Origin of the sequence: Streptomyces sp. CMB-StM0423, from assembly GCF_002847285.1 — a bacterium.
Taxonomy (GTDB): domain Bacteria; phylum Actinomycetota; class Actinomycetes; order Streptomycetales; family Streptomycetaceae; genus Streptomyces.
The window spans coordinates 1,409,573-1,430,658 of sequence record NZ_CP025407.1; the positions used below are offsets into that span (position 1 = coordinate 1,409,573).

The following is a 21,086-nucleotide window of genomic DNA, read 5'->3' on the forward strand; positions in this document are numbered from 1 at the left end:
GGTCTGTGCAGCTTCGACGGGACGGCGGGGGCGGAGGTTCGGGGTAGCGGGTCCCGGAAGGGTCACGATCGGACTACGCGCAGGGCGCGGTGCGGGCGGGCACGAGGCGGGCGGGGACACGGTGGGCGCCCGGAGGGCTCGTTCGCGGTAGCCCCCGGGGTCATATACGCGGCGTCGGCGCGGGATATCCACAGGCTCGTACGGGCGTGTCCGCGGGGTCTGCGACAGTGGCGTGCATGAGCAGCGCACAGCCCGCGGAGCCCGGGCCGCCCAGGGTCGTCGTCATCGGCGGCGGCATCGCCGGACTCGCCGCCGCGCACCGGCTGCTGGCCGGCGGCGCGCGGGTCACGGTGCTGGAGGCCGGGACCCGGCTCGGCGGCAAGCTGCACGCGGGCGAGCTGGCCGGCGTGCCGGCCGACCTCGGCGCGGAGGCCCTGCTGGCCCGGCGCCCGGAGGCCGTCGGCCTCGCCCGCGCGGTAGGGCTCGCCGACGCGCTGCAGCCGGTGGCCGCGGGCGGCGCGGCGGTCTGGACCCGCGGGAAGCTGCGGCCGCTGCCGGGCGGCCAGGTGATGGGCGTCCCCGGCGACCTGGACCGGCTGGCGGCGGCCGACGTGCTTTCTCCCGAGGGCCTGGCGCGGGTCGCCCGCGAAGCGGAGCTGCCGCCGGCGGAGCCGGGCGAGGACGTCGCGATCGGCGCGTTCGTCGCCGAACGGCTGGGCGCGGAGGTCACGGACCGGCTGGTGGAGCCGCTGCTGGGCGGGGTGTACGCGGGCGACGCGTACCGGCTGTCGATGCGTGCCGCGGTCCCGCAGTTGTTCGCGGCGCTGCGCGAGGAGCGGACGCTGCTGGGTGCGGCCAGGGCGGTGCAGTCCCGCGGTGCGGCGGCATCCGCGTCGCAGGCGCCGGTGTTCATGGGCATCGAGGGCGGCGTCGGCCGCCTGCCGGCGGCGGTGGCGGAGGCGGTAAGGGAAGCGGGCGGCGAGATCGTCCTCGGCGCGGAAGCCGCGTCGCTGGAGCGAGGGAAGGGTTTCCCCGGCCCCGCCCCGTCCCGAAACCCGGGGCGCCGCCCCGGGGACCCCGCCGGGGCGGCGCCCCCGGACCCCCCGGCCGCGGCGGCCTCCGGGGCCGGCCGTCCGGCGGACCCCGCCCCCGCCCGCTGGCGGGTTCTCGCCGGGGGGCGGGCCTACGACGCCGATGCCGTCGTGCTCGCCGTGCCCGCCGCCGCTGCCGCGCGGCTGGTGGGAGGGCTCGCGCCGCGGGCAGCCGCGGAGTTCGACGGGGTGCGGTACGCCTCCATGGCGCTGATCACCCTCGCCCTCCCCCGCCGGGAGGCCGAGGCCCAGTTGCCCGCCGGGACCGGCTTCCTCGTACCGCCGGTCGACGGGCGGACCATCAAGGCGTCGACGTTCTCCTCCGCCAAGTGGCGCTGGGCCGGCGACGACGACGTGTTCCTTCTGCGCACCTCCGTCGGCCGCATCGGCGACGACAAGACCCTCGAACGGGACGACGCCGACCTCGTCACCGCCTCCCTCGACGACCTCCGCGCCGCCACCGGGCTCGCCGCCCGCCCGGTCGCGAGCCGCGTCAGCCGGTGGCGCGGCGCCCTGCCGCAGTACGAGGTCGGGCACGACGCCCGCGTGGCGCGTATCCGCGGCGCGCTGCCCGCCGGGCTCGCGGTGTGCGGCGCGCTCTACGACGGCGTGGGCATCCCCGCCTGCATCGCGAGCGCACACCGGGCCGCCGACGAGCTGCTGGGGCGCCCTGGGACAATGACCGCATGAGTGACGCAACCCCCCCGCCGGCCGACTCGCCCGCGGCTCCGTCCCGCTCCGCGAACGCCGGCAAGAAGGCCAAGGACCTCAACGAGGTCATCCGCTACACCCTCTGGTCCGTCTTCCGGCTCCGCGACGCCCTCCCCGAGGACCGCGCGGGCTACGCGGACGAGGTGACCGAGCTGTTCGAGCAGCTCGCCGCGAAGGACGTCGTCGTGCGCGGCACGTACGACGTGTCCGGGCTGCGCGCCGACGCGGACGTCATGATCTGGTGGCACGCGGAGAGCTCGGACGCGCTGCAGGAGGCGTACAACCTCTTCCGCCGCACCCGCCTCGGCCGCTCCCTCGCGCCGGTCTGGTCGAACATGGCGCTGCACCGCCCCGCCGAGTTCAACAAGTCGCACATCCCGGCGTTCCTCGCGGACGAGACCCCGCGCGCGTACGTGAGCGTGTATCCGTTCGTCCGCTCCTACGACTGGTACCTGCTGCCGGACGAGGACCGCCGCCGCATGCTCGCCGACCACGGCAAGATGGCCCGCGGCTTCCCGGACGTACGCGCCAACACGGTGCCCTCCTTCTCCCTCGGCGACTACGAGTGGATCCTCGCCTTCGAGGCCGACGAACTGCACCGCATCGTGGACCTGATGCGCCACCTGCGCGGGTCCGAGGCGCGGCTGCACGTCCGCGAGGAGGTGCCGTTCTACACCGGCCGCCGCAAGGCGGTCGCGGAGCTGGTCGCCTCCCTCGCCTGACGCCCGGCCCCGGCGATCCGAGCCCGGCGCGCCGGTCTCAGCCGACCGCCGGGCCGCCCGCCCCCGGCGCCGCCGACCTCTTCCCGCCCCGCTCCGCCTTCGGCTCCGGGTGCGGTGCGCAGGTGACGTCGCCGGGCGTGCGGCCCGTCAGCAGGTACGTGTCGACGTGCTTGTTGACGCAGTCGTTCTCGCCCCCGGCGAGCCCGTGCGACCCGGCGTCCTTCTCCGTCACCAGGTTCGCCGAGCCGCCCAGCCGCCGCGCGAGTTCCCGCGCGCCGTCGTACGGCGTGGCCGCGTCGCGCTCGGCGGCGAGGAGGAGCACCGGGGGCAGCTCGCCGGCGTCGGTGCGGACGTCGAGGGGCTGCTGCCGCGGGCCGGTCCAGAACGCGCACGGCAGGTTCATCCAGGCGTTCTCCCACGTCTCGAACGGCGCCACGCGCGCGAGCCGGCTGTTGTCGCGGTCCCAGGTCTCCCAGTCCGTGGGCCAGGGCGCGTCGTTGCACTCGACGGCGGTGTAGACGGCGTTGCCGTTCTCCTCCGCCGCGTTGTCCGACGGATCGTCGGCCGCGAACTCCACCAGCGTCTTCGGCTTGCCGTCCAGGTAGTCCGCGAGCGCGGTGGCGGCCGGCGCCCAGTACCCGTCCGCGTACGCCGCCCGCAGGAAGCCCGCCTGCAACTGGGCCGTGCCGATCCGCCCGCCGGCCGGCTCCTTCTCGATCATCTCGCGGGCCCGCTCGTACGCCGCCGCCACCTCCCACCGGGTGCCGCCGAGGTGGTAGACGTCGTCGTGCTCGGCCACCCACCGCTGCCAGTCGGCCCAGCGCTCCTCGAACGCGGCGGACTGGCGCAGGTTGTTGCCGTACCAGATCTGCCGCGGGTCGGGGTCGACCGGGCTGTCGAAGACCATGCGGCGCACGTGGTCCGGGTAGAGCGCGGCGTACAGGCTGCCGAAGTAGGTGCCGTAGGAGGCGCCGAGGTAGGTGAGCCTGCGCTCGCCGAGCGCGGCGCGCAGCACGTCGAGGTCGCGGGCGTTGTTGAGGGACGTGTAGTGCCGCAGGCCCGCGATCTTCGCGCAGCCGTCGGCGTACGCGCGTGCCTTCTCGACCCGGGCGCGCTTCTCACGCTCCGAGGGGCGCTCCGAGGTGTTCGACGGCGCCTTCATGAACTCATCGGGGTTCTGGCAGGACAGCGCGCCGGAGCGCTCGACGCCGCGCGGGGCGTAGCCGACGAAGTCGTACGCCTCCGCCAGCCGCCGCCACTCCGGCGACCGGCTCAGCAACGGGAAGTACGTGCCGGAGCCGCCGGGGCCGCCGGGGTTGAAGACGAGCTTGCCCTGCCGCTCGGCGCGCGGGCCGGTGGCGCCGATGTGGCTGACGGTGAGCTTGAGCTTCCGGCCGCCGGGGTCCGCGTAGTCCAGCGGGACGGCGACGGTGCCGCACTCGATCGGCGCCGGCAGCCCCTCCGCCGCCGGGCAGGGGCCGAAGTCGACGCCGGCCTTGGCGGCACGCGCGGCGGCGACGGCGACCCCGCGGGCCTCGGGGCCTTCGGCCGCCCGGGACACGGGGGCGGCGGTCCCCGAGCGGGCGGCGTCGGCGGCGGGGGCCGCGGCGAGGCCGGTGAGAGCGAGCGAACCGAGGATTCCGTACAGCACTGCTGCTCTCACGAAGGGCCCTTCCGGCGTGACGAGGCGTGGCGAGGCGCGATGAGGCATGGCGACGGCCGCTCGCGGCGGCGTGCGCGACGGGGAGAAAGGAGGGTAAAAGTGATAATTCTTGGCGGAGTTGCTGATGTAAAGGACCCCGGCGGGGGTGTCGCGGCGCGCGTCGGCCTACCGCGCGAGCGCGGCGCGCATCTCCGGGTCGGGCAGCGCGGCGGGCCCGTGTACGGCGAGCCCGGTGAGCAGCGAGTCCGCCTCGTCGAGGGTGGCGAGCAGCCCGCGGCCGTCGGGCGTGGCCCAGCGCGTGTAGTCGCCGACCTCCAGCCGGGCTATCGCCAGACAGCCGCAGACCAGTATCAGCGGCAGCACAAACCAGCCCGCGATCGGCTCGTGCTCCGGCGCCCGCAGCGCCAGCGCGGCGGTACCGGCGCCGAGCACCACCACCCCCGCGATCCGTACGTGCCGCACCGCGGCGCGCACGGCGGACCGGATCGGCGCGGGCACCGCGAGCCCGGCCGCGGCGAGGCCGTCGTCCAGGTCGCGCAGCGCGTCGGCGGCGGAGGCGGCGGCGCGGATGGCCGGGATCGTGTTCTGCCCGCCGGGTCCGGCCGCGGCGATCACCGCGCGCTCGACGGGGTCGCGGCCCTCGGGCGCCACGACGGTCGCCCAGCCGGTGTGCGCGAGCAGCAGCCGCCGCTCCCGCGCCAGCGCGACCAGGGTGACGTCGACGACCCGCCGCGGCCCGCCGGCAAGGAAGGCGGCCTCGTACAGGGTCAGCTCACGCGCCCCGCGGACCTGCGCCGGCTCGGGCTCCGGCTGCGCCGCGGCGACGGAACCGACGAGGACAAGCCGCCCGCACGTCAGCAGCGCGGCCGCCCAGGCGACGAGCGCGAAGCACACCCACATGGCGGTGTTCTACGCGATCGGGGGCACAGGGCGCCAGCCCTATCTTTCCGAACGCGGCCGTGATAGCGGGGTGTTGCGGACCCGTAGCCGACAGGAAGCGTACGGGCGGAACGGGCGGCGGGAGGCAGCCGGGGGTCAGCGGGCCGAGGACTCGTGCACGTACTCCACGAGCCGCGTGAGCGCGTCCGGGTCCGTCGTCGGGAGCACGCCGTGGCCGAGGTTGAACACGTGCCCCTCCAGCCCCGCCGCCGCCTGAAGCACCTCGCCGGCCTTGGCCTCCATCGCCTCGCGGGGCGCGAACAGCACCGCCGGGTCGAGGTTGCCCTGCAGCGCCTTGCCGGGGCCGACGCGGCGCGCCGCCTCGTCCATCGGCACCCGCCAGTCGGCGCCGACGACGTCCGCGCCCGCCTCGCCCATCGCGGTCAGCAGTTCGCCGGTCCCGACGCCGAAGTGGATCCGCGGCACGCCGTACTCCGCGACGGCCGCGAAGACCTCCGCCGACGCGGGCAGCACCGCGCGCCGGTAGTCGGCGGGCGCCAGCGCGCCCGCCCAGGAGTCGAAGAGCTGCACGGCGGAGGCGCCGGCCTCGATCTGCACCCGCAGGAACGCCGCCGTGATGCCCGCGAGCCGGCCGACCAGCTCGGCCCACAGCTCCGGGGCGCCGTACATCATCGCCTTGGTGTGCTCGTGGTTGCGCGAGGGACCGCCCTCGACCAGATAGCTGGCCAGCGTGAACGGCGCCCCGGCGAAGCCGATGAGCGGCGTCGCGCCCAGCTCCTCCGTCAGCCGGCCCACGGCCTCGGTCACGTACGGCACGTCGTCGGGCTCCAGCGGGCGGAGCTGCGCGAGGTCCGCGCGGCTGCGGATCGGCTGGGCGACGACGGGCCCGACGCCCGGTTTGATGTCGAGGTCGACGCCGATGGCCTTGAGCGGCACGACGATGTCGCTGAAGAGGATCGCGGCGTCCACGCCGTGCCGCCGTACGGGCTGCAGCGTGATCTCGGTGACGAGGTCGGGCCGCCGGCACGAGTCGAGCATGGCGATGCCCTCGCGCAGCCGCCGGTACTCGGGCAGTGACCGGCCCGCCTGCCGCATGAACCACACGGGTGTGTGCGGCACGGGCTCGCGCCGGCACGCGCGCAGGAACGCGGAGTCGGCGGCCGGACCCGCGGGGGCGGTGGCCGTGGAAGCGGCACCGGCGGTGGACGTGGCGGAGGGGCGGGGGGCGCTGTCGGCACTCACCCCAGCATCTTCGCACGCGCGTGGGAGGCGAGATCCGGCCACCCGGGTGTCCCGCAGCGCTTCTGCACGCCGCGCCCCCTAGTCTTCCGGCATGGTTGCGGCTCCTGGACACCTCGTCGACGAACCCGATGGCCCCCCGGACGGCCGGCCGGGGGGCGGAGCCCTGCCGCCCCCGTTCCGGCGGGCCGTCGAGGCGCTCGACTCCGCTGCGGTACGCCCCGAAGTGACGCTGCAGGCGACGCGGGCGCCGCGGGGCATCGCCCCGTTCGCGTACGCCCTGGAGGCGGACGTCGACGAGGACGCGGCGGAGGACGTCGAGCCCACCGACGGCCGGCTGGTGCTGCTGCACGACCCGGACGGGCAGGACACCTGGCGCGGTACGTTCCGCTTCGTCACGCTGCTGCGCGCGGAGCTGGAGCCGGAGATGGCCGCGGACCCGCTGCTGCCAGAGGTGTGCTGGTCCTGGCTGACCGGCGCGCTGGACACCCGCGGCCTGGGCTACGGCGAGCCCAGCGGCACGGTCACGCGCGCGTCCTCGCACCACTTCGGCGGGCTGGCGGAGCGCGGCACGACGACGAAGATCGAGATCCGGGCGTCCTGGACGCCGCAGCCGTCGCGCGCGGCCGGGGACGGCGCCCCGGACGCGGCGGCACACCTGGCGGCGTGGGTGGAGATGCTGTGCCAGTGCGCGGGCCTGCCGCCGTCGGCCGCGCCGCCGGCGGCGCCGGAGCCGGACGCCGCGCCGATCGTGCCGCTGCCGCAGCGCCGCGGCTCGCGCCGGCGCTGAGCGCCGAGCGCGCCGTCACGGGGGCGGGACGGAGCGCACGGCGGGCGGTCGGGGCGTACGGGCTCGGCAGGGTCGCCAGCCCGGGTGCGGGACCGGGACCGGGGCCCGCGCGCACCGGCCCGGAGGGTGGCGACCGGCCGCGTGCCCCGCAGTCGATCGCCCATCCGAATTGTCCGTTTTTTCCTCACTAATTCGTGATCATTGCCTAAAGCCCCTCCGGGCTCCTGCCGAAGACGTGAGAGACCTTCCGTACGCGGCCCCTACGCGACACGGAACGTCCCGGCTCTCCCAGCCGGCCCCGTCCCCGCACACCGTCTGGAGGGACCTGGTGTCTGTTCTCCTCGAGCAACCCACAAGCCTGGTCGCCTACCGCCCCAACAAGCCGACGGCCATGGTCGTCGTGGCCGACCCCCGCGTGCGCTCGACCGTCACCCGCCACCTGTGGGCGCTGGGCGTGCGCGACGTGATCGAGGCGTCGTCCGTCGCGGAGGCCCGCCCCCGGATCGCCAACCCCCGCGACATCTGCGTCGCCGACGTCCACCTGCCCGACGGCTCCGGCCTCACGCTGCTCTCCGAGGCGCGTTCCGCGGGCTGGCCCAACGGCCTCGCCCTCTCCGCCGCCGACGACATCGGCGCCGTACGCAACGCCCTCGCGGGCGGCGTGCGCGGCTACGTCGTCACCGGCACCCGCACCGGCATGGGCCTGCCCACCCGCCCCAACGCCGCGCACATCGGCGCCGCCGCAGGACGGCTGCACCACCGCCGGCCACCGGGCTCCCCCGGCGCCGGCGGCAACTCCGGTCCGCCCGGACACCCGGGCGGTTACCGCGAGCTGTCCGGCCGCGAGGTCGAGGTGCTGCGGCTGGTGGCGGAGGGCCAGTCGAACAAGGCCATCGGCGTCTCGATGGGACTGTCCGCGCTGACCGTCAAGAGCCACCTCGCCCGCATCGCGCGCAAGCTCGGCACGGGCGACCGCGCCGGCATGGTGGCGGTGGCGCTGCGCACCGGCATCATCCACTGACCGGGGCCCGGTGACGGGCCCTCCCCAGGCAGCCGCGCGGCGCCCGTCGACGTAACGTTCCGTCGACGGGCGCTGTCGTGCACGACTCACAGATACCCTTGACACGTGACCGACGCCCAAGAGACCGCAGCAGAGGACAGACTCCCCGCACCCGGAGCATCGACTTCCGGATCGGCGCCGGTCCCCCTTCTCGATCCCCGCGAGGGCATCCCGCCCGTCACCGCGGACCCCGAGGCGCTCGCCGAGGTCGTCCGCGCATTCGCCGCGGGCAGCGGCCCGGTCGCCATCGACGCGGAGCGCGCCAGCGGCTACCGCTACGGGCAGCGGGCGTACCTCGTGCAGTTGCGCCGTGAGGGCGCGGGCACGGCGCTGATCGACCCGGTGACCTGCCCCGACCTCTCCGGTCTCGCGACGGCCATCGGCGATGCGGAATGGGTTCTGCACGCCGCGACCCAGGATCTGCCGTGTCTCGCCGAGATAGGCATGCGTCCTGGCGCGCTGTTCGACACGGAGCTGGCGGGGCGGCTGGCGGGCTTCCCCCGGGTCGGTCTCGGCGCGATGGTCGAGAACGTCCTCGGGTACGCGCTGGAGAAGGGCCACTCCGCCGTCGACTGGTCCACCCGGCCGCTGCCCGAGCCGTGGCTGCGCTACGCCGCGCTCGACGTCGAGCTGCTGGTGGACCTGCGGGACGCGCTGGTCGAGGAGCTGACGGCGCAGGGGAAGCTGCGGTGGGCGGAGGAGGAGTTCGCGGCGATCGCCGCGGCGCCGCCGCCGGAGCCGCGCCGGGACCCCTGGCGGCGTACGTCGGGCATGCACAAGGTACGGCGCAGGCGCCAGCTCGGCACCGTACGGGAGCTGTGGACGGCCCGGGACCGCATCGCGCAGCGGCGCGACATCTCGCCGGGCAAGGTGCTCGCGGACACCGCCATCGTGGAGGCGGCGCTCGCGATGCCGACGTCCACGCGGGCGCTGGCCGCGCTGCCGGGCTTCGGGCACCGCATGGGCCGGCGGCAGTTGGAGCAGTGGCTCGCCGCGGTGGAGCGCGCCCGCGCGCTGCCGGAGTCGGAGCTCCCGCAGCCGGGTCTGCCGCTGAACGGCCCGCCGCCGCCGCGCGCATGGGCGGACAAGGACCCGGCCGCGGCCGCCCGGCTGTCGGCGGCACGGGCGGCGGTGACGGCACGCGCGGAGGAGCTGGGCCTGCCGCAGGAGAACCTGATCGCACCGGACACGGTGCGCCGCATCTGCTGGGAGCCCCCGAAGGACCCCGCGGAGGAGTCGGTGGCAGCAGCCCTGACCCACCTGGGCGCCCGCCGCTGGCAAATCGAACAGGTCACCCCACTCCTGACGGCGGCGGTCAGCGACTGAAGCGTCCGGCCGGAAGGCACGGCGCGGGGTGGCCTCGGTGGACGGCCTGGACGGCGCCGCCACGCGGCCGGAACTCCCCGCGGTGCGGGCCACGGTCCGACGCCGCGGGGAGGGATGCACTCCCAGCCGGAGGCGCGGCTGAGTCATCGGGCCCGGCGCCGGGTCGGCAAGGCGTGCGGGGCCATCCCGCGAACGACCGCGGCGCGCGGGCCGGAGGCACGGCCGCCCGGGCGGCACAGCCCGAGGCGGAATCGCCCGGCCAGCGAAGCCGTGGCGCGGCGGTCCGCCCGGCATCCGCCGGCGGCACCGCCAGGCGCGCCACAGGCACGGCACGCCCAGGAGGCGCGCCCGGCGAAGCCGTTGGCGTCGCCCGGTCACCCGTCCCGGTGCCGTAAGGCAATCGCCGCACCCGCCGACCCCGCGGCCCGTACCCCGCCATCGCCCGCCCGGCGAAGGCACCGCCCGGTACCGGGCGCAGTGCCCGGTGAAGCCGCCGCGTCGCTCCCTCCCCGGTCCCGGGGACGCAAGGCAACCGCCGTGCACGCCGCCTCATGACCCGGTGTGGACCGCCCGGTGAGGGGACTGTGAGGCACAACTCCGGCGGGGGCCTGGGCACCTTCTGTTACCCGTGAGTAGCATGGGGGGCGAGCCGTGCCGCCCCCCGTGGGCCGGTGCCGCGTGACCCCGCATCCCCTCCGGAGGAGAGCCCGTGCCTCGTACCGCAAGGGACGTCGTCTTCGTCGACGGCGTCCGGACCCCGTTCGGCAAGGCGGGCCCGAAGGGCATCTACCACGAGACCCGCGCCGACGACCTCGTCGTCAAGTGCATCCGCGAGCTGCTGCGCCGCAACCCCGCCCTCGACCCCGCCGCCGTCGACGACGTCGCCATCGCCGCCACCACCCAGATCGGCGACCAGGGCCTGACCATCGGCCGCACCGCCGGCATACTCGCCGGGCTGCCGCCGACCGTGCCCGGGTACTCCATCGACCGGATGTGCGCCGGCGCCATGACCGCCGTGACGACGACCGCCGCCTCCACCGCCTTCGGCGCGTACGACATCGCCCTGGCCGGCGGCGTCGAGCACATGGGCCGGCACCCGATGGGCGAGGCCGTGGACCCCAACCCGCGGTTCGTCTCCGAGAAGCTCGTCGACGAGTCCGCCCTCTTCATGGGCATGACCGCGGAGAACCTGCACGACCGCTTCCCGCACCTGACCAGGGCCCGCGCCGACGAGTACGCGGTGCACTCGCAGGAGAAGGCCGCCAAGGCGTACGCGAACGGGCGGATCCAGGCCGACCTGGTGCCCATCTCCGTCCGCCGCACCACTGCATCTGACAGCGGCTCCGCCGCGGGCTCAGCCGGCGAGACCGGCTGGGGCCTGGCCACCCGGGACGAGCCGATGCGCCCCGGCACCACGCTGGCGAACCTCGCGACGCTGAAGACGCCCTTCCGCGCCCACGGCCGGGTCACCGCAGGCAACGCCGCCGGGCTCAACGACGGCGCCACCGCCTCCCTCATCGCCGCCGAGGACGTGGCGCGCGCGGCCGGACTGCCGGTGAAGATGCGGCTGGTGTCGTTCGCCTTCGCCGGCGTGGAGCCCGAGGTGATGGGCGTCGGCCCGATCCCGTCCACCGAGAAGGCGCTCGCCAAGGCGGGCCTCGGCATCGGCGACATCGGCCTGTTCGAGATCAACGAGGCGTTCGCCGTGCAGGTGCTGGCGTTCCTCGACCACTTCGGCATCGCCGACGACGACCCCCGCGTCAACCAGTACGGCGGCGCCATCGCCTTCGGCCACCCCCTCGCCTCCTCCGGCGTGCGGCTGATGACGCAACTGGCGCGGCAGTTCGAGGAGCAGCCGCAGGTGCGGTACGGCATCACCACCATGTGCGTCGGCTTCGGCATGGGCGGCACGGTCATCTGGGAGAACCCGCACTTCGAGGGGGCAGGCAAGTGAGCAGCAGCACCGTGGAACTCCTCAAGGGCGCCGCCGAGCGCTTCCCCGACGAGGTCGTCACGCAGGCGCACGTACGCCACCTCGATCTGCCCGGCGGCGCGGGCCGGTTCGCGCTCATCACCCTGGACAACGGCTTCGACCACACCAAGCCGACCACTTTCGGCCCGCAGTCGCTCGCCGGCCTCGACGCCGCGCTCGACCAGGTCGAGAAGGAGGCCGCGGAGGGCGGGATCGTCGGCGTCGGCGTGACCGGCAAGCCGTTCATCTTCGCCGTCGGCGCCGACCTCAAGGGCGTCGAGGTGCTCGGGCAGCGTGACGAGGCGCTGGCCATCGGGCGCGGCGGGCACGAGGTGTTCAAGCGGCTGGCCGATCTGGGCGTGCCGACGTTCGCGTACTACAACGGCGCCGCGATGGGCGGCGGCGTCGAGATCGGGCTGCACTGCACGTACCGCACGGTCTCCGCCGCCGTGCCCGCGTTCTCGCTGCCGGAGGTCTTCCTCGGGCTGGTGCCCGGCTGGGGCGGCTGCACGCTGCTGCCGAACCTGATCGGCGCGGACCGCGCGGTCACCGTCGTGATCGAGAACAGCCTCAACCAGAACCGGCAGCTCAAGGGCAAGCAGGTCTACGACCTGGGCATCGCGGACGCGATCTTCGAGGGCGCCGACTTCCTGGAGCAGTCCCTCGCCTGGACCGGCGCCGTCCTCGGCGGCGAACTGGAGGTCGTACGCCCGGACATCGACCGCGGCGAGGCGTGGGACGCGGCGATCGAGCGCGGCCGCGCCGTCGCCGACGACAAGGTGCACGGCGCCGCCCCGGCGGCGTACCGCGCGCTGGACATCATGGCCGCGGCGAAGAACGGCGATCTGCGGCAGGGCTTCGCGGCCGAGGACGAGGCGCTGGCCGACCTGATCACGGGCGGCGAACTGCGGGCCGGGATCTACGCGTTCAACCTCGTGCAGCGGCGCGCCAAGCGGCCCGCCGGGGCGCCGGACAAGGGCCTCGCCCGGCCGGTCACGAAGGTCGGCGTGGTCGGCGCGGGGCTGATGGCCTCGCAGTTGGCGCTGCTGTTCGTCCGCCGGCTCGAAGTGCCCGTCGTGCTCACGGACATCGACCAGGAGCGGATCGACAAGGGCGTGGCGTGGGTCCACGAGCAGATCGACATGCTGCTGCTGAAGGGCCGGGTGAACCAGGACGCCGCCAACCGGCTCAAGGCGCTGGTCACCGGGTCGCTGGACAAGGCCGCGGCGTTCGCCGACGCCGACTTCGTGATCGAGGCGGTCTTCGAGGAACTCTCCCTCAAGCAGCGGATCTTCGCCGAGCTGGAGGAGGTCGTACCGCCGACGGCGATCCTCGCGACGAACACCTCGTCCCTGTCGGTGACGGAGATGGCCGCCGGGCTCAAGCACCCCGAGCGGGTCGTGGGCTTCCACTTCTTCAACCCGGTGGCGGTGCTGCCGCTGCTGGAGATCGTACGGGCCGCGGACACCGACGACGCCTCGCTGGCCACGGCGTTCGCCGTCGCCAAGAAGCTGAAGAAGTCGGCCGTGCTGGTCAAGGACGCCCCGGCGTTCGTCGTCAACCGCATCCTGACCCGCTTCATGGGCGAGGTGCTGGGCGCCGTGGACGAGGGCACGCCGGTGGAGGTCGCGGACGGGGCGCTGGCGCCGCTGGGGCTGCCGATGTCACCGATCGTGCTGCTCGACCTGGTCGGCCCCGCGGTCGCCCACCACGTCGCGGGCACCCTCGCCGAGGCGTTCCCCGACCGCTTCGCGCAGTCGGCGAACCTGGGCCGGGTCGTGGAGGCGGGCAAGCGGACGCTGTACGTCCATGACTCGGGCAAGCCGGAGCTGGACCCGGAGGTGGCGGCGCTCTTCCAGGTCGGCGACACGGTGCTGACGGAGGAGCAGGTACGCGACCGGGCGCTGGACGCCATCGCGCAGGAGATCCGGCTGATGCTGGACGAGGGCGTCGTGGCGGAGGCCCAGGACGTCGACCTGTGCCTGATCACCGGCGCGGGCTGGCCGTTCCACCTGGGCGGCATCACGCCGTACCTGGACCGGGCGGGCGTCAGCGAGCGCGTCACGGGCCGCCGGTTCCTGCCGCCGGGCGTGGCGAGCGTTCCGGAGTAGCGGTACGTCACCCGTGCCCCGGCCGCCGCTGTGCGGCCGGGGCACGTTCGTGTCGTACGGGCGTGGGAGGCTGGGCGGCATGGACGCACCCCTCCCGCTGCTCGTCGTGGACGCCGCCAACGTCGTCGGGTCGGTGCCCGACGGCTGGTGGCGCGACCGGCGCGGGGCGGCGGAGCGGCTGCGCGACGGCCTCGTGCCGTACGCCTCGGCGGGCGTGGCCGGGCTGCCGGGTCCGGTGGAGGTGGTGCTCGTGGTCGAGGGCGCGGCCCGCGGGGTGGCGGCGGTGCCGGGAGTACGGGTCGTGGCGGCGGACGGCAGCGGGGACGACCGGATCGTGGCCGTCGTCGCGGAGGCGGCCGAGCGGGATCCGGAGCGCCGCGTGCTGGTGGTCACGGCGGACCGCGCGCTGCGCGACCGCGTCCACCGCCACGGCGCGGCCACGGCGGGCCCGCGCACGGTCCGTCCCGCCTGACGCCCGCGGCACCGGCGGACACACGCCGGAGGGGCGGCCCGTACGAGCCGCCCCTCCGTCTGCCGTTGCGGGACTCAGTCCCCGACGACCTTCGACACCGTGCCTTCCCCGGTGCCCTGGGCCCCGATGTCCTCGCCCGCGCGCCGGTCGAGACGGGCGACCAGGCCGGTGACCTGGCGGGCGATGTCCGGGGCCGTCAGGCCGATGTCCGCCAGGACCTCCTTGCGGGAGGCGTGGTCCAGGAAGCGCTCCGGGATGCCGAAGTCGCGCAGCGGGATGTCGACGCCCGCGTCGCGCAGCGCCTGCGCGACGGCGGAGCCGACGCCGCCGGTGCGGATGTTGTCCTCGACGGTGACGACCACGCGGTGCCGCTCCGCGAGCGGCGGCAGCGCGGCGTCGACGGGCTTGACCCAGCGCGGGTCGACGACCGTCGTCGTGATGCCCTGCTTGTCGAGCAGCCCGGCGACCTCCAGGCACATCGGCGCCAGCGCGCCGACGGAGACCAGCAGCACGTCGGGCCGCTCCGCGCCCTCGGTGCCGGCCGCCGGCTCGTGGAGCACGTCCATGCCGCCGATCCGGCCGACCGCGGGGACCGCGGGGCCGACGGCGCCCTTGGAGTAGCGCACGACGGTCGGGGCGTCGTCGACGGCGACGGCCTCGCGCAACTGGGCGCGTACCTGGTCGGCGTCGCGCGGTGCGGCGATCCGCAGCCCGGGGACGACCTGGAGGATCGACATGTCCCACATGCCGTTGTGGGAGGCGCCGTCGCTGCCGGTGACCCCGGCGCGGTCCAGGACGAACGTCACCCCGCAGCGGTGCAGCGCGACGTCCATCAGCACCTGGTCGAACGCCCGGTTGAGGAAGGTGGCGTAGACGGCGAAGACCGGGTGCAGGCCGCCGGTGGCCAGTCCCGCGGCGGAGACCGCGGCGTGCTGCTCGGCGATGCCCACGTCGTAGACCCGGTCGGGGAAGGTCTCGGCGAACTTCTGCAGGCCCACGGGGCGCATCATCGCGGCGGTGATCCCGACGACGTCGGGGCGCTCGCGGCCGATCCGTACCATCTCGTCGGCGAAGACGGAGGTCCAGTCGGCGCCGCCCGCGGCCACCGGCAGGCCGGTGTCCGGGTGGATGACGCCGACCTGGTGGAACTGGTCGGCCTCGTCCTGGCGCGCGGGCAGGTAGCCGCGGCCCTTCTCGGTCAGGCAGTGCACGATGACGGGGCCCCCGAAGCGGCGGGCGCGCTGGAGGGCGGACTCGACGGCGGCGATGTCGTGGCCGTCGATGGGGCCGACGTACTTCAGCCCCAGGTCCTCGAACATGCCCTGCGGCGCGATGAAGTCCTTCAGGCCCTTCTTGGCGCCGTGCAGGGTCTCGTACAGCGGCTTGCCGACGACGGGCGTACGGTCCAGCAGCTCCTTGCCGCGGGCGAGGAAGCGCTCGTAGCCGTCGGTGGTGCGCAGGGTGGCGAGATGGTCGGCGAGGCCGCCGATGGTGGGGGCGTACGAGCGCTCGTTGTCGTTGACGACGATGACGAGGGGGCGGTCCTGGGCGGCGGCGATGTTGTTCAGCGCCTCCCAGGCCATGCCGCCGGTCAGCGCGCCGTCGCCGATGACCGCGACGACGGCGGCGTCGCGGCCGCGCACCTCGTTGGCCTTGGCCAGGCCGTCGGCCCAGCCGAGGACGGTGGAGGCGTGGCTGTTCTCGATGACGTCGTGGTCGGACTCGGCCCGCGAGGGGTAGCCGGACAGGCCGCCCTTCTTCTTGAGCTTGCCGAAGTCCTGGCGGCCGGTGAGCAGCTTGTGCACGTACGACTGGTGGCCGGTGTCCCACAGCACCCGGTCGCGGGGCGATTCGAAGACCCGGTGCAGCGCGATGCTCAGCTCCACCACGCCGAGGTTGGGGCCGAGGTGGCCGCCGGTGCGGGCGACGGATTCCACCAGGAAGGTGCGGATCTCCGCGGCCAGCCGGTCGAGCTGCTCGGGACCGAGCCGGTCCAGGTCGCGCGGTCCCCTGATACGGGCCAGCAGTGCCACCCGTGCCTCCTTGCTGTCGCAGCCTGCCTTCGGGCCGTACGGCCCGGGCCCCGCCGTCCGTGCGGACGTGCCGGGCCCGAAGCGTCCGGTCGAGTCTAATGTTCCCGATGTCCGGTCGCTGATCCGACAGTGCGATGTATGCCACAGGTCCGCAACAGCTACACCCCCGTACCGGGGTCGGTACGGGGGTGCAGGCGGGTGGCGGGCGTCACGCCGGTCAGGCGCGTCCGGCCGTTTTCTGGGTGCGGCGGGAGACGGAGTCGATGACGACCGCCGCCAGCAGCACCGAGCCGGTGATCATGTACTGCACCGGCGCGTCGATGCCCTTGAGCGCCAGGCCCGACTGGATGGACATGATGACCAGCACGCCGAGCAGCGCGGACCAACTGCTGCCGCGGCCGCCGTAGAGGCTGGTGCCGCCGATGACGGCCGCCGCGATGGCGTTCATCAGCAGCGTGCCGCCGCCCGCGCCCTGGTTCGCCGCGGCGATGGTCGACGTCATGAACAGACCGCCGACCGCCGCCAGCGTGCCGGAGACGGCGAAGACCGCGATGCGCATCAGGTCGACGTCGATACCCGCCCGGCGGCTGGCCTCGACGCTGCCGCCGAGGGCGAAGATCCGCCGGCCGAAGCCGGTGCGGCGCAGCGTGAAGTCCGCGCCGACGACGACGATGAGGAAGATGAGCAGCGCCAGCGGCAGGCCCTTGTACTGGTTCAGCACGTACGCCGGGACGTACGCGAGCACCGCGAGCACGGCCGTACGCAGGATGATCTCGCTCAGCGGGCGCGACGGCACCCCGGCCGCCTCGCGCCGCTTCGCCCCGAAGTACGCGGCGGCGAAGTAGCCGCCGACGGCGATCGTGGCCACGCCGTAGGCGGCGGCGACGTCGGTGAAGTAGTACGTGGTGAGCTTGCCGACCACGCCGTCGGAGTCGATGTTGATGGTGCCGGAGCTGCCCAGGATGTAGAGCATCAGGCCCTGCCAGCCGAGCAGCCCCGCGAGGGTCACCACGAGCGGCGGGACGCCGATCCGGGCGAAGAAGAAGCCGTGGAAGGTGCCGGTCGCGGTGCCGACCAGGATCGCGAGGATGATCGCCGGGACTTCCGGCATCCCCTCCTGGACGGCCAGCACGGCGAACACCGCGCCGGCGAGGCCGCTGACCGAGCCGATCGACAGGTCGATCTCGCCGAGCAGCAGCACGAAGATGATGCCGACGGCTATCAGCCCGGGACCGGCGATGTCGATGGAGATGTTCGACAGGTTCTGCGCGGACAGGAAGGCGTCGTCCAGGCCCTGGAAGATCGCCATGATGAGGATCAGGCCGACGATGACCGGGACGGAGCCCAGCTCACCCCCGCGCATGCGGCGCTTGAACTCGGTCAGATAGCCGGCGAAGCCCTGCTCGCGGACGACCAGCCGGGGGTCGACGGCGGTGACGGCGCCCTTGGCGACACCGGGCGAGGACTCGGCGGGCGGGGTATCGGCGGGTGCGGCGGACTTCGCGAGGTCGGGCTTCGCGGAGTCCTTTTTCTTGATCCCCTCGGTGCTCACTTCGCTGCCTCCGCACTTCCGCGCGCCGAGCGGCGCGTCACGGCGTTGTCCGTGGCGCCCGTGATGGCGGCGACGATCTCCTCCTGCGTCGTGGTCGCGACGTCGAAGACGCCGTTGTTACGGCCGAGGCGCAGGACGGCGACCCGGTCGGCGACGGCCTTGACGTCCTCCATGTTGTGGCTGATCAGCAGCACGGCGTGGTCGCGCTCGCGCAGCCGCTCGACGAGGTCGAGCACCTGGGCGGTCTGCTCGACGCCGAGGGCGGCGGTGGGCTCGTCGAGGATGACGAGCTTGGGGTCGCCGAGGAGCGAGCGGGCGATGGCCACGGTCTGCCGCTGGCCGCCGGACAGGGAGGCGGTGGGGATGCGGACGCTGGGGATGCGGATGGACAGGGTGGTGAGCAACTCGCGGGCGCGGCGCTCCATTTCGACCTCGTCCAGGACACCCGCGCGGCGGATCTCGCGGCCGAGGAAGAGGTTGCCGACGACGTCGAGGTTGTCGCAGAGCGACAGGTCCTGGTAGACGGTCGCGATGCCCAGGTCCTGGGCGTCGTGCGGCTTGTGGATACGAACGGGGCGGCCGCCCCACTCGATGCGGCCGTCGTCGATGGCGTGGACGCCGGCGACGGTCTTGACGAGCGTGGACTTCCCGGCGCCGTTGTCGCCGACGAGGGCGACCACTTCACCGGCGCGGACCTCGAGATCGACGTCGGTGAGTGCCTGGACGGCACCGAACCGCTTCGAGATCCCGCGCAACGCCAGCACGGGCGTAGCGGACACGTGAACCATCTCCTACAGGGGGATAGGGCGTGGACAAGATGAGGGCCCGGGTGCCCGGGGCCCCGCCGGCAGCGGGAGTTGGGTGGCGGGACCCCGGGCACGCGGGTGGCTGGTGGCCGGCTCAGCGGCTCACTGCAGGCCGGCGTCCTTGCAGGCGGACGCGAACTTGCCCGCGCAGATCTCCTCGATCGTCCACAGGCCGTCCTTGACGACCGTCTCCTCGATGTTGTCCGTGGTCAGCGCGATCGGGTCGATGAGCACGGCGGGCACGCCCTGCTCGGACTCGCTGTCCACCGTGCCGGTCGCGACGGAGTCGACCTTCTCGCCGCGGGCCAGCTTGACCGCCATCTCGGCGGCGGCGTCGGCCTCGGGCTTGTACGGCTTGTAAACGCTCATGTACTGCTCGCCGGTGACGATGCGCTGCACGCCCGCCAGCTCCGCGTCCTGGCCGGTGACCGGCGGCAGCGGGTCGAAGTCGGCGGCCTTCAGGGCGGTGATGGCGCCGCCCGCCATGCCGTCGTTGGCGGCGTAGACACCGATGATCTTGTCCTTGCCGACCGAGGAGATGGCGCCCTTCATGTCGGAGTTGGCGTTCTCCGCCTTCCACTCCTTGACGTCGTACTCCTTGCCGACGTTCACCTTGCCGTCGAGGACGGAGTGCGCGCCCTCCTTGAACATCGCGGCGTTCGGGTCGGTGACGGAGCCGTTGAGCATGACGACTTCGCCGTCCTTGGCCTTGCCGCCGAGCGCCTCCAGCAGGGACTCGGCCTGGACCTGGCCGACCTTGTTGTTGTCGAAGGAGGTGTACCCGCTGATCGGGCCCTCGGCCAGGCGGTCGTACGCGACGACGGGGATGCCCGCGTCGTCGGCCTCCTTGACGCTGGAGGCGACCGACTTGTAGTCGACGGCGTCCAGGATCAGCGCGTCGACCTCCTGCGTGATCATGGTGTCGACCTGCTGCTTCTGCGTGGTCGCGTCCTGCTTGGCGTTGTTGTAGATGACCTTGGTGCCCGGGGCCAGCTCTTCGATCTTCTTCTCGATCAGCGGCCGGTCGAAGTCCTCGTAGCGCGCGGTCTGGTCCTCCGGCAGGAGGAGACCTATCGTCAACGGTCCGTCGTTCTTCTTGTCGCCGCTGCCGGAGTCGTTGTCGGCCTCATCGGCGCTGCCACAGGCCGCGATGCCGACGGTCATGGTTACGGCGGCCAGTGCGACTGCCGCACGGCGCAGATAGGTGTGCACGGTCGAACCTCCCTGACGTGGCCGCGCCTTCGCGGCCGAGGTGTGAGGTAGTCAACTCGCCCGTAACCATGCCGTCAAGAAGTAAATGCTTAACGAGAAGGATACGATCTCATGGTTTCTCTATGTGAACTCATCCCTCTGTGAGAGCGGGGGTGAGGACCGGCACGGCGCCGTCAAGGATCGAACGGTCGCCCATCTCGCTCAGCACCAGGGCCAGCGCCCCGAGCACCTCCGCGCGGCTGCCCAGCGCCCCGGAGGCCAGGTCGAGCTGACGGGCGGCGCTGGGGATCGCGTAGCGCGCGACGGACTCCCCTATGGGCTGCAGGATCAGCTCCCCGGCCTCGGCGAGATCGCCGCCGAGGACGACCCGGCTCGGGTTGAGCAGGTTGCACAGGCTGGCCACGCCGCTGCCGATGTGCCGGCCGACGTCGGCGATCACCCGGCGGCAGCCCGGGTCACCGTCCCGCGCGAGCTGCACCATGCGCTCCACGGTCAGCCCGGGGCCGTGGCTGGCCTCCAGCAGGCCGAGGATGTAGCGGCCGGCGGTGAAGGTCTCCAGACAGCCGCGGTTGCCGCAGCGGCAGACGGGTCCGGACTCGTCCAGGGTGATGTGCCCTATCTCGCCGGCGGTGCCGCCGGGGCCGCGGTAGAGCTGGCCGTTGATCACCAGGCCGGCGCCGACGCCGCTGGCGACCTTGATGTACGCCACGTCCTTGGCGCCCCGGCCGCTGCCCCAGACCAGCTCGCCGAGGGCGCCGAGGTTCGCGTCGTTGTCGACGTAGACCGGGACGCCCAGGCGGGACTGCAGGTCGTCGCGCGGGTTCGTGCCGGTCCAGCCCGGCAGGATGCTGGTGGAGCCCAGCACGCCGGTCTCGGTGTCTATGGGCCCGGGCACCCCGAGGCCGACGCCGACGACCTTGTCCGCGGGCACGTCCGTGGCCCCCACCAGGCGGCTCACCAGCGCCTCCGCGCGGTCCAGGCCCTGGGTCGCGGAAGCGTCCACGTCGATCGGCTCGGACTCCTCGGCGAGCACCTGGTGCGCCAGGTTGCCCACGGCCACCCGCAGGTGCGTATGCCCGAAGTCGACCCCGACGACGATCCCGGCGTCCCCGCTGAGGGACACGGCCCGCGCGCGCCGCCCGCCCGCGGAGGTGGGCGTGACGCTGACCGTGCCGCTCTCCTGGAGCTCCCGGACGATGTTGGAGACCGTCGCGGCCGACAGCCCGGTGCTCCGCGCGATCTGCGCCTGCGTGAGCGAACCGGACAGTCGCACGGCGCGCACGACGCGCTCAAGGTTTGCCCGGTGCAGCGAGGACTGCGAGCCCGGAGTCTCCACGGCCATCCACTCCTGGTTCGGCGGGCGACACGACGGCCCCCCACCTCCCGGGCCACGCCGATGGGACCCGGATCGCCTACAACTTGTGAA

Annotated in this window: 16 protein-coding genes; 8 read left to right on the forward strand and 8 right to left on the reverse strand. The window is 74.0% G+C overall.

Annotated features, from left to right (window positions below; all coding sequences use genetic code 11):
- The first annotated feature begins 236 nt into the window (after positions 1 to 236).
- Positions 237 to 1,781, forward strand: a complete 1,545-nt coding sequence (hemG, locus tag CXR04_RS05955) for a protoporphyrinogen oxidase (RefSeq protein ID WP_101420838.1) — start codon at positions 237 to 239, stop codon at positions 1,779 to 1,781.
- Positions 1,778 to 2,524: a hydrogen peroxide-dependent heme synthase gene (gene hemQ / locus CXR04_RS05960; protein WP_101420839.1), complete on the forward strand. Its 747-nt coding sequence runs from the start codon at positions 1,778 to 1,780 to the stop codon at positions 2,522 to 2,524. Before hemG ends, hemQ begins: the two co-directional genes overlap by 4 nt.
- A 37-nt stretch (positions 2,525 to 2,561) precedes the next feature.
- On the opposite strand, the gene CXR04_RS05965 is transcribed toward hemQ, so the two are convergent.
- The 3 genes from CXR04_RS05965 to hemE form a co-directional block, all read right to left on the reverse strand.
- Positions 2,562 to 4,175 carry an alpha/beta hydrolase gene (locus CXR04_RS05965; RefSeq protein ID WP_101420840.1) on the reverse strand — a complete coding sequence of 538 codons (1,614 nt, stop codon included), beginning with the start codon at positions 4,173 to 4,175 and terminating at the stop codon, positions 2,562 to 2,564.
- A 177-nt stretch (positions 4,176 to 4,352) separates the two neighbouring features.
- A complete protein-coding gene (locus CXR04_RS05970; protein ID WP_101420841.1) occupies positions 4,353 to 5,087 on the reverse strand; it encodes a TIGR04222 domain-containing membrane protein in 735 nt (244 codons plus the stop codon).
- Positions 5,088 to 5,222: 135 nt separating this feature from the next.
- Positions 5,223 to 6,230, reverse strand: coding sequence for a uroporphyrinogen decarboxylase (gene hemE / locus CXR04_RS05975; protein WP_234380701.1), 1,008 nt, complete (start codon positions 6,228 to 6,230; stop codon positions 5,223 to 5,225).
- Positions 6,231 to 6,420: 190 nt separating this feature from the next.
- Here hemE and CXR04_RS05980 point away from each other — a divergent pair, with 190 nt between their 5' ends.
- From CXR04_RS05980 to CXR04_RS06005, 6 genes are all read left to right on the forward strand, one after another.
- Positions 6,421 to 7,116 carry a DUF3000 domain-containing protein gene (locus CXR04_RS05980; protein WP_101420843.1) on the forward strand — a complete coding sequence of 232 codons (696 nt, stop codon included), beginning with the start codon at positions 6,421 to 6,423 and terminating at the stop codon, positions 7,114 to 7,116.
- 328 nt (positions 7,117 to 7,444) lie between these two features.
- Entirely contained in the window at positions 7,445 to 8,137 is a 693-nt protein-coding gene (locus tag CXR04_RS05985; protein ID WP_101420844.1) for a response regulator transcription factor, read from the forward strand.
- Positions 8,138 to 8,242: 105 nt separating this feature from the next.
- On the forward strand, positions 8,243 to 9,502 hold the full coding sequence (locus CXR04_RS05990) for a ribonuclease D (protein WP_199850398.1): 1,260 nt from the start codon (positions 8,243 to 8,245) through the stop codon (positions 9,500 to 9,502).
- Positions 9,503 to 10,211: 709 nt separating this feature from the next.
- Positions 10,212 to 11,456, forward strand: a complete 1,245-nt coding sequence (locus CXR04_RS05995; protein ID WP_101420845.1) for a thiolase family protein — start codon at positions 10,212 to 10,214, stop codon at positions 11,454 to 11,456.
- Positions 11,453 to 13,585 carry a 3-hydroxyacyl-CoA dehydrogenase NAD-binding domain-containing protein gene (locus CXR04_RS06000; protein ID WP_101420846.1) on the forward strand — a complete coding sequence of 711 codons (2,133 nt, stop codon included), beginning with the start codon at positions 11,453 to 11,455 and terminating at the stop codon, positions 13,583 to 13,585. The genes CXR04_RS05995 and CXR04_RS06000 overlap by 4 nt, the downstream gene beginning before the upstream one ends.
- A 79-nt stretch (positions 13,586 to 13,664) precedes the next feature.
- Entirely contained in the window at positions 13,665 to 14,057 is a 393-nt protein-coding gene (locus CXR04_RS06005) for an NTP pyrophosphohydrolase (RefSeq protein ID WP_101426217.1), read from the forward strand.
- 74 nt (positions 14,058 to 14,131) lie between these two features.
- Here the strand turns inward: CXR04_RS06005 and dxs are convergent, their stop codons facing one another.
- The 5 genes from dxs to CXR04_RS06030 all read right to left on the reverse strand — a co-directional run bounded on the left by dxs (position 14,132) and on the right by CXR04_RS06030 (position 20,996).
- Positions 14,132 to 16,090 carry a 1-deoxy-D-xylulose-5-phosphate synthase gene (gene dxs, locus CXR04_RS06010; protein ID WP_101420847.1) on the reverse strand — a complete coding sequence of 653 codons (1,959 nt, stop codon included), beginning with the start codon at positions 16,088 to 16,090 and terminating at the stop codon, positions 14,132 to 14,134.
- A gap of 217 nt (positions 16,091 to 16,307) precedes the next feature.
- Positions 16,308 to 17,642: a sugar ABC transporter permease gene (locus tag CXR04_RS06015; protein WP_101420848.1), complete on the reverse strand. Its 1,335-nt coding sequence runs from the start codon at positions 17,640 to 17,642 to the stop codon at positions 16,308 to 16,310.
- Complete coding sequence (locus tag CXR04_RS06020; RefSeq protein ID WP_047018641.1) at positions 17,639 to 18,430, reverse strand: ATP-binding cassette domain-containing protein; 792 nt, start codon at positions 18,428 to 18,430, stop codon at positions 17,639 to 17,641. The genes CXR04_RS06015 and CXR04_RS06020 overlap by 4 nt, the downstream gene beginning before the upstream one ends.
- A 120-nt stretch (positions 18,431 to 18,550) precedes the next feature.
- Positions 18,551 to 19,660: an ABC transporter substrate-binding protein gene (locus CXR04_RS06025; RefSeq protein ID WP_101420849.1), complete on the reverse strand. Its 1,110-nt coding sequence runs from the start codon at positions 19,658 to 19,660 to the stop codon at positions 18,551 to 18,553.
- Positions 19,661 to 19,790: 130 nt separating this feature from the next.
- Positions 19,791 to 20,996: an ROK family transcriptional regulator gene (locus tag CXR04_RS06030; protein ID WP_101426218.1), complete on the reverse strand. Its 1,206-nt coding sequence runs from the start codon at positions 20,994 to 20,996 to the stop codon at positions 19,791 to 19,793.
- Positions 20,997 to 21,086 lie beyond the last annotated feature (90 nt).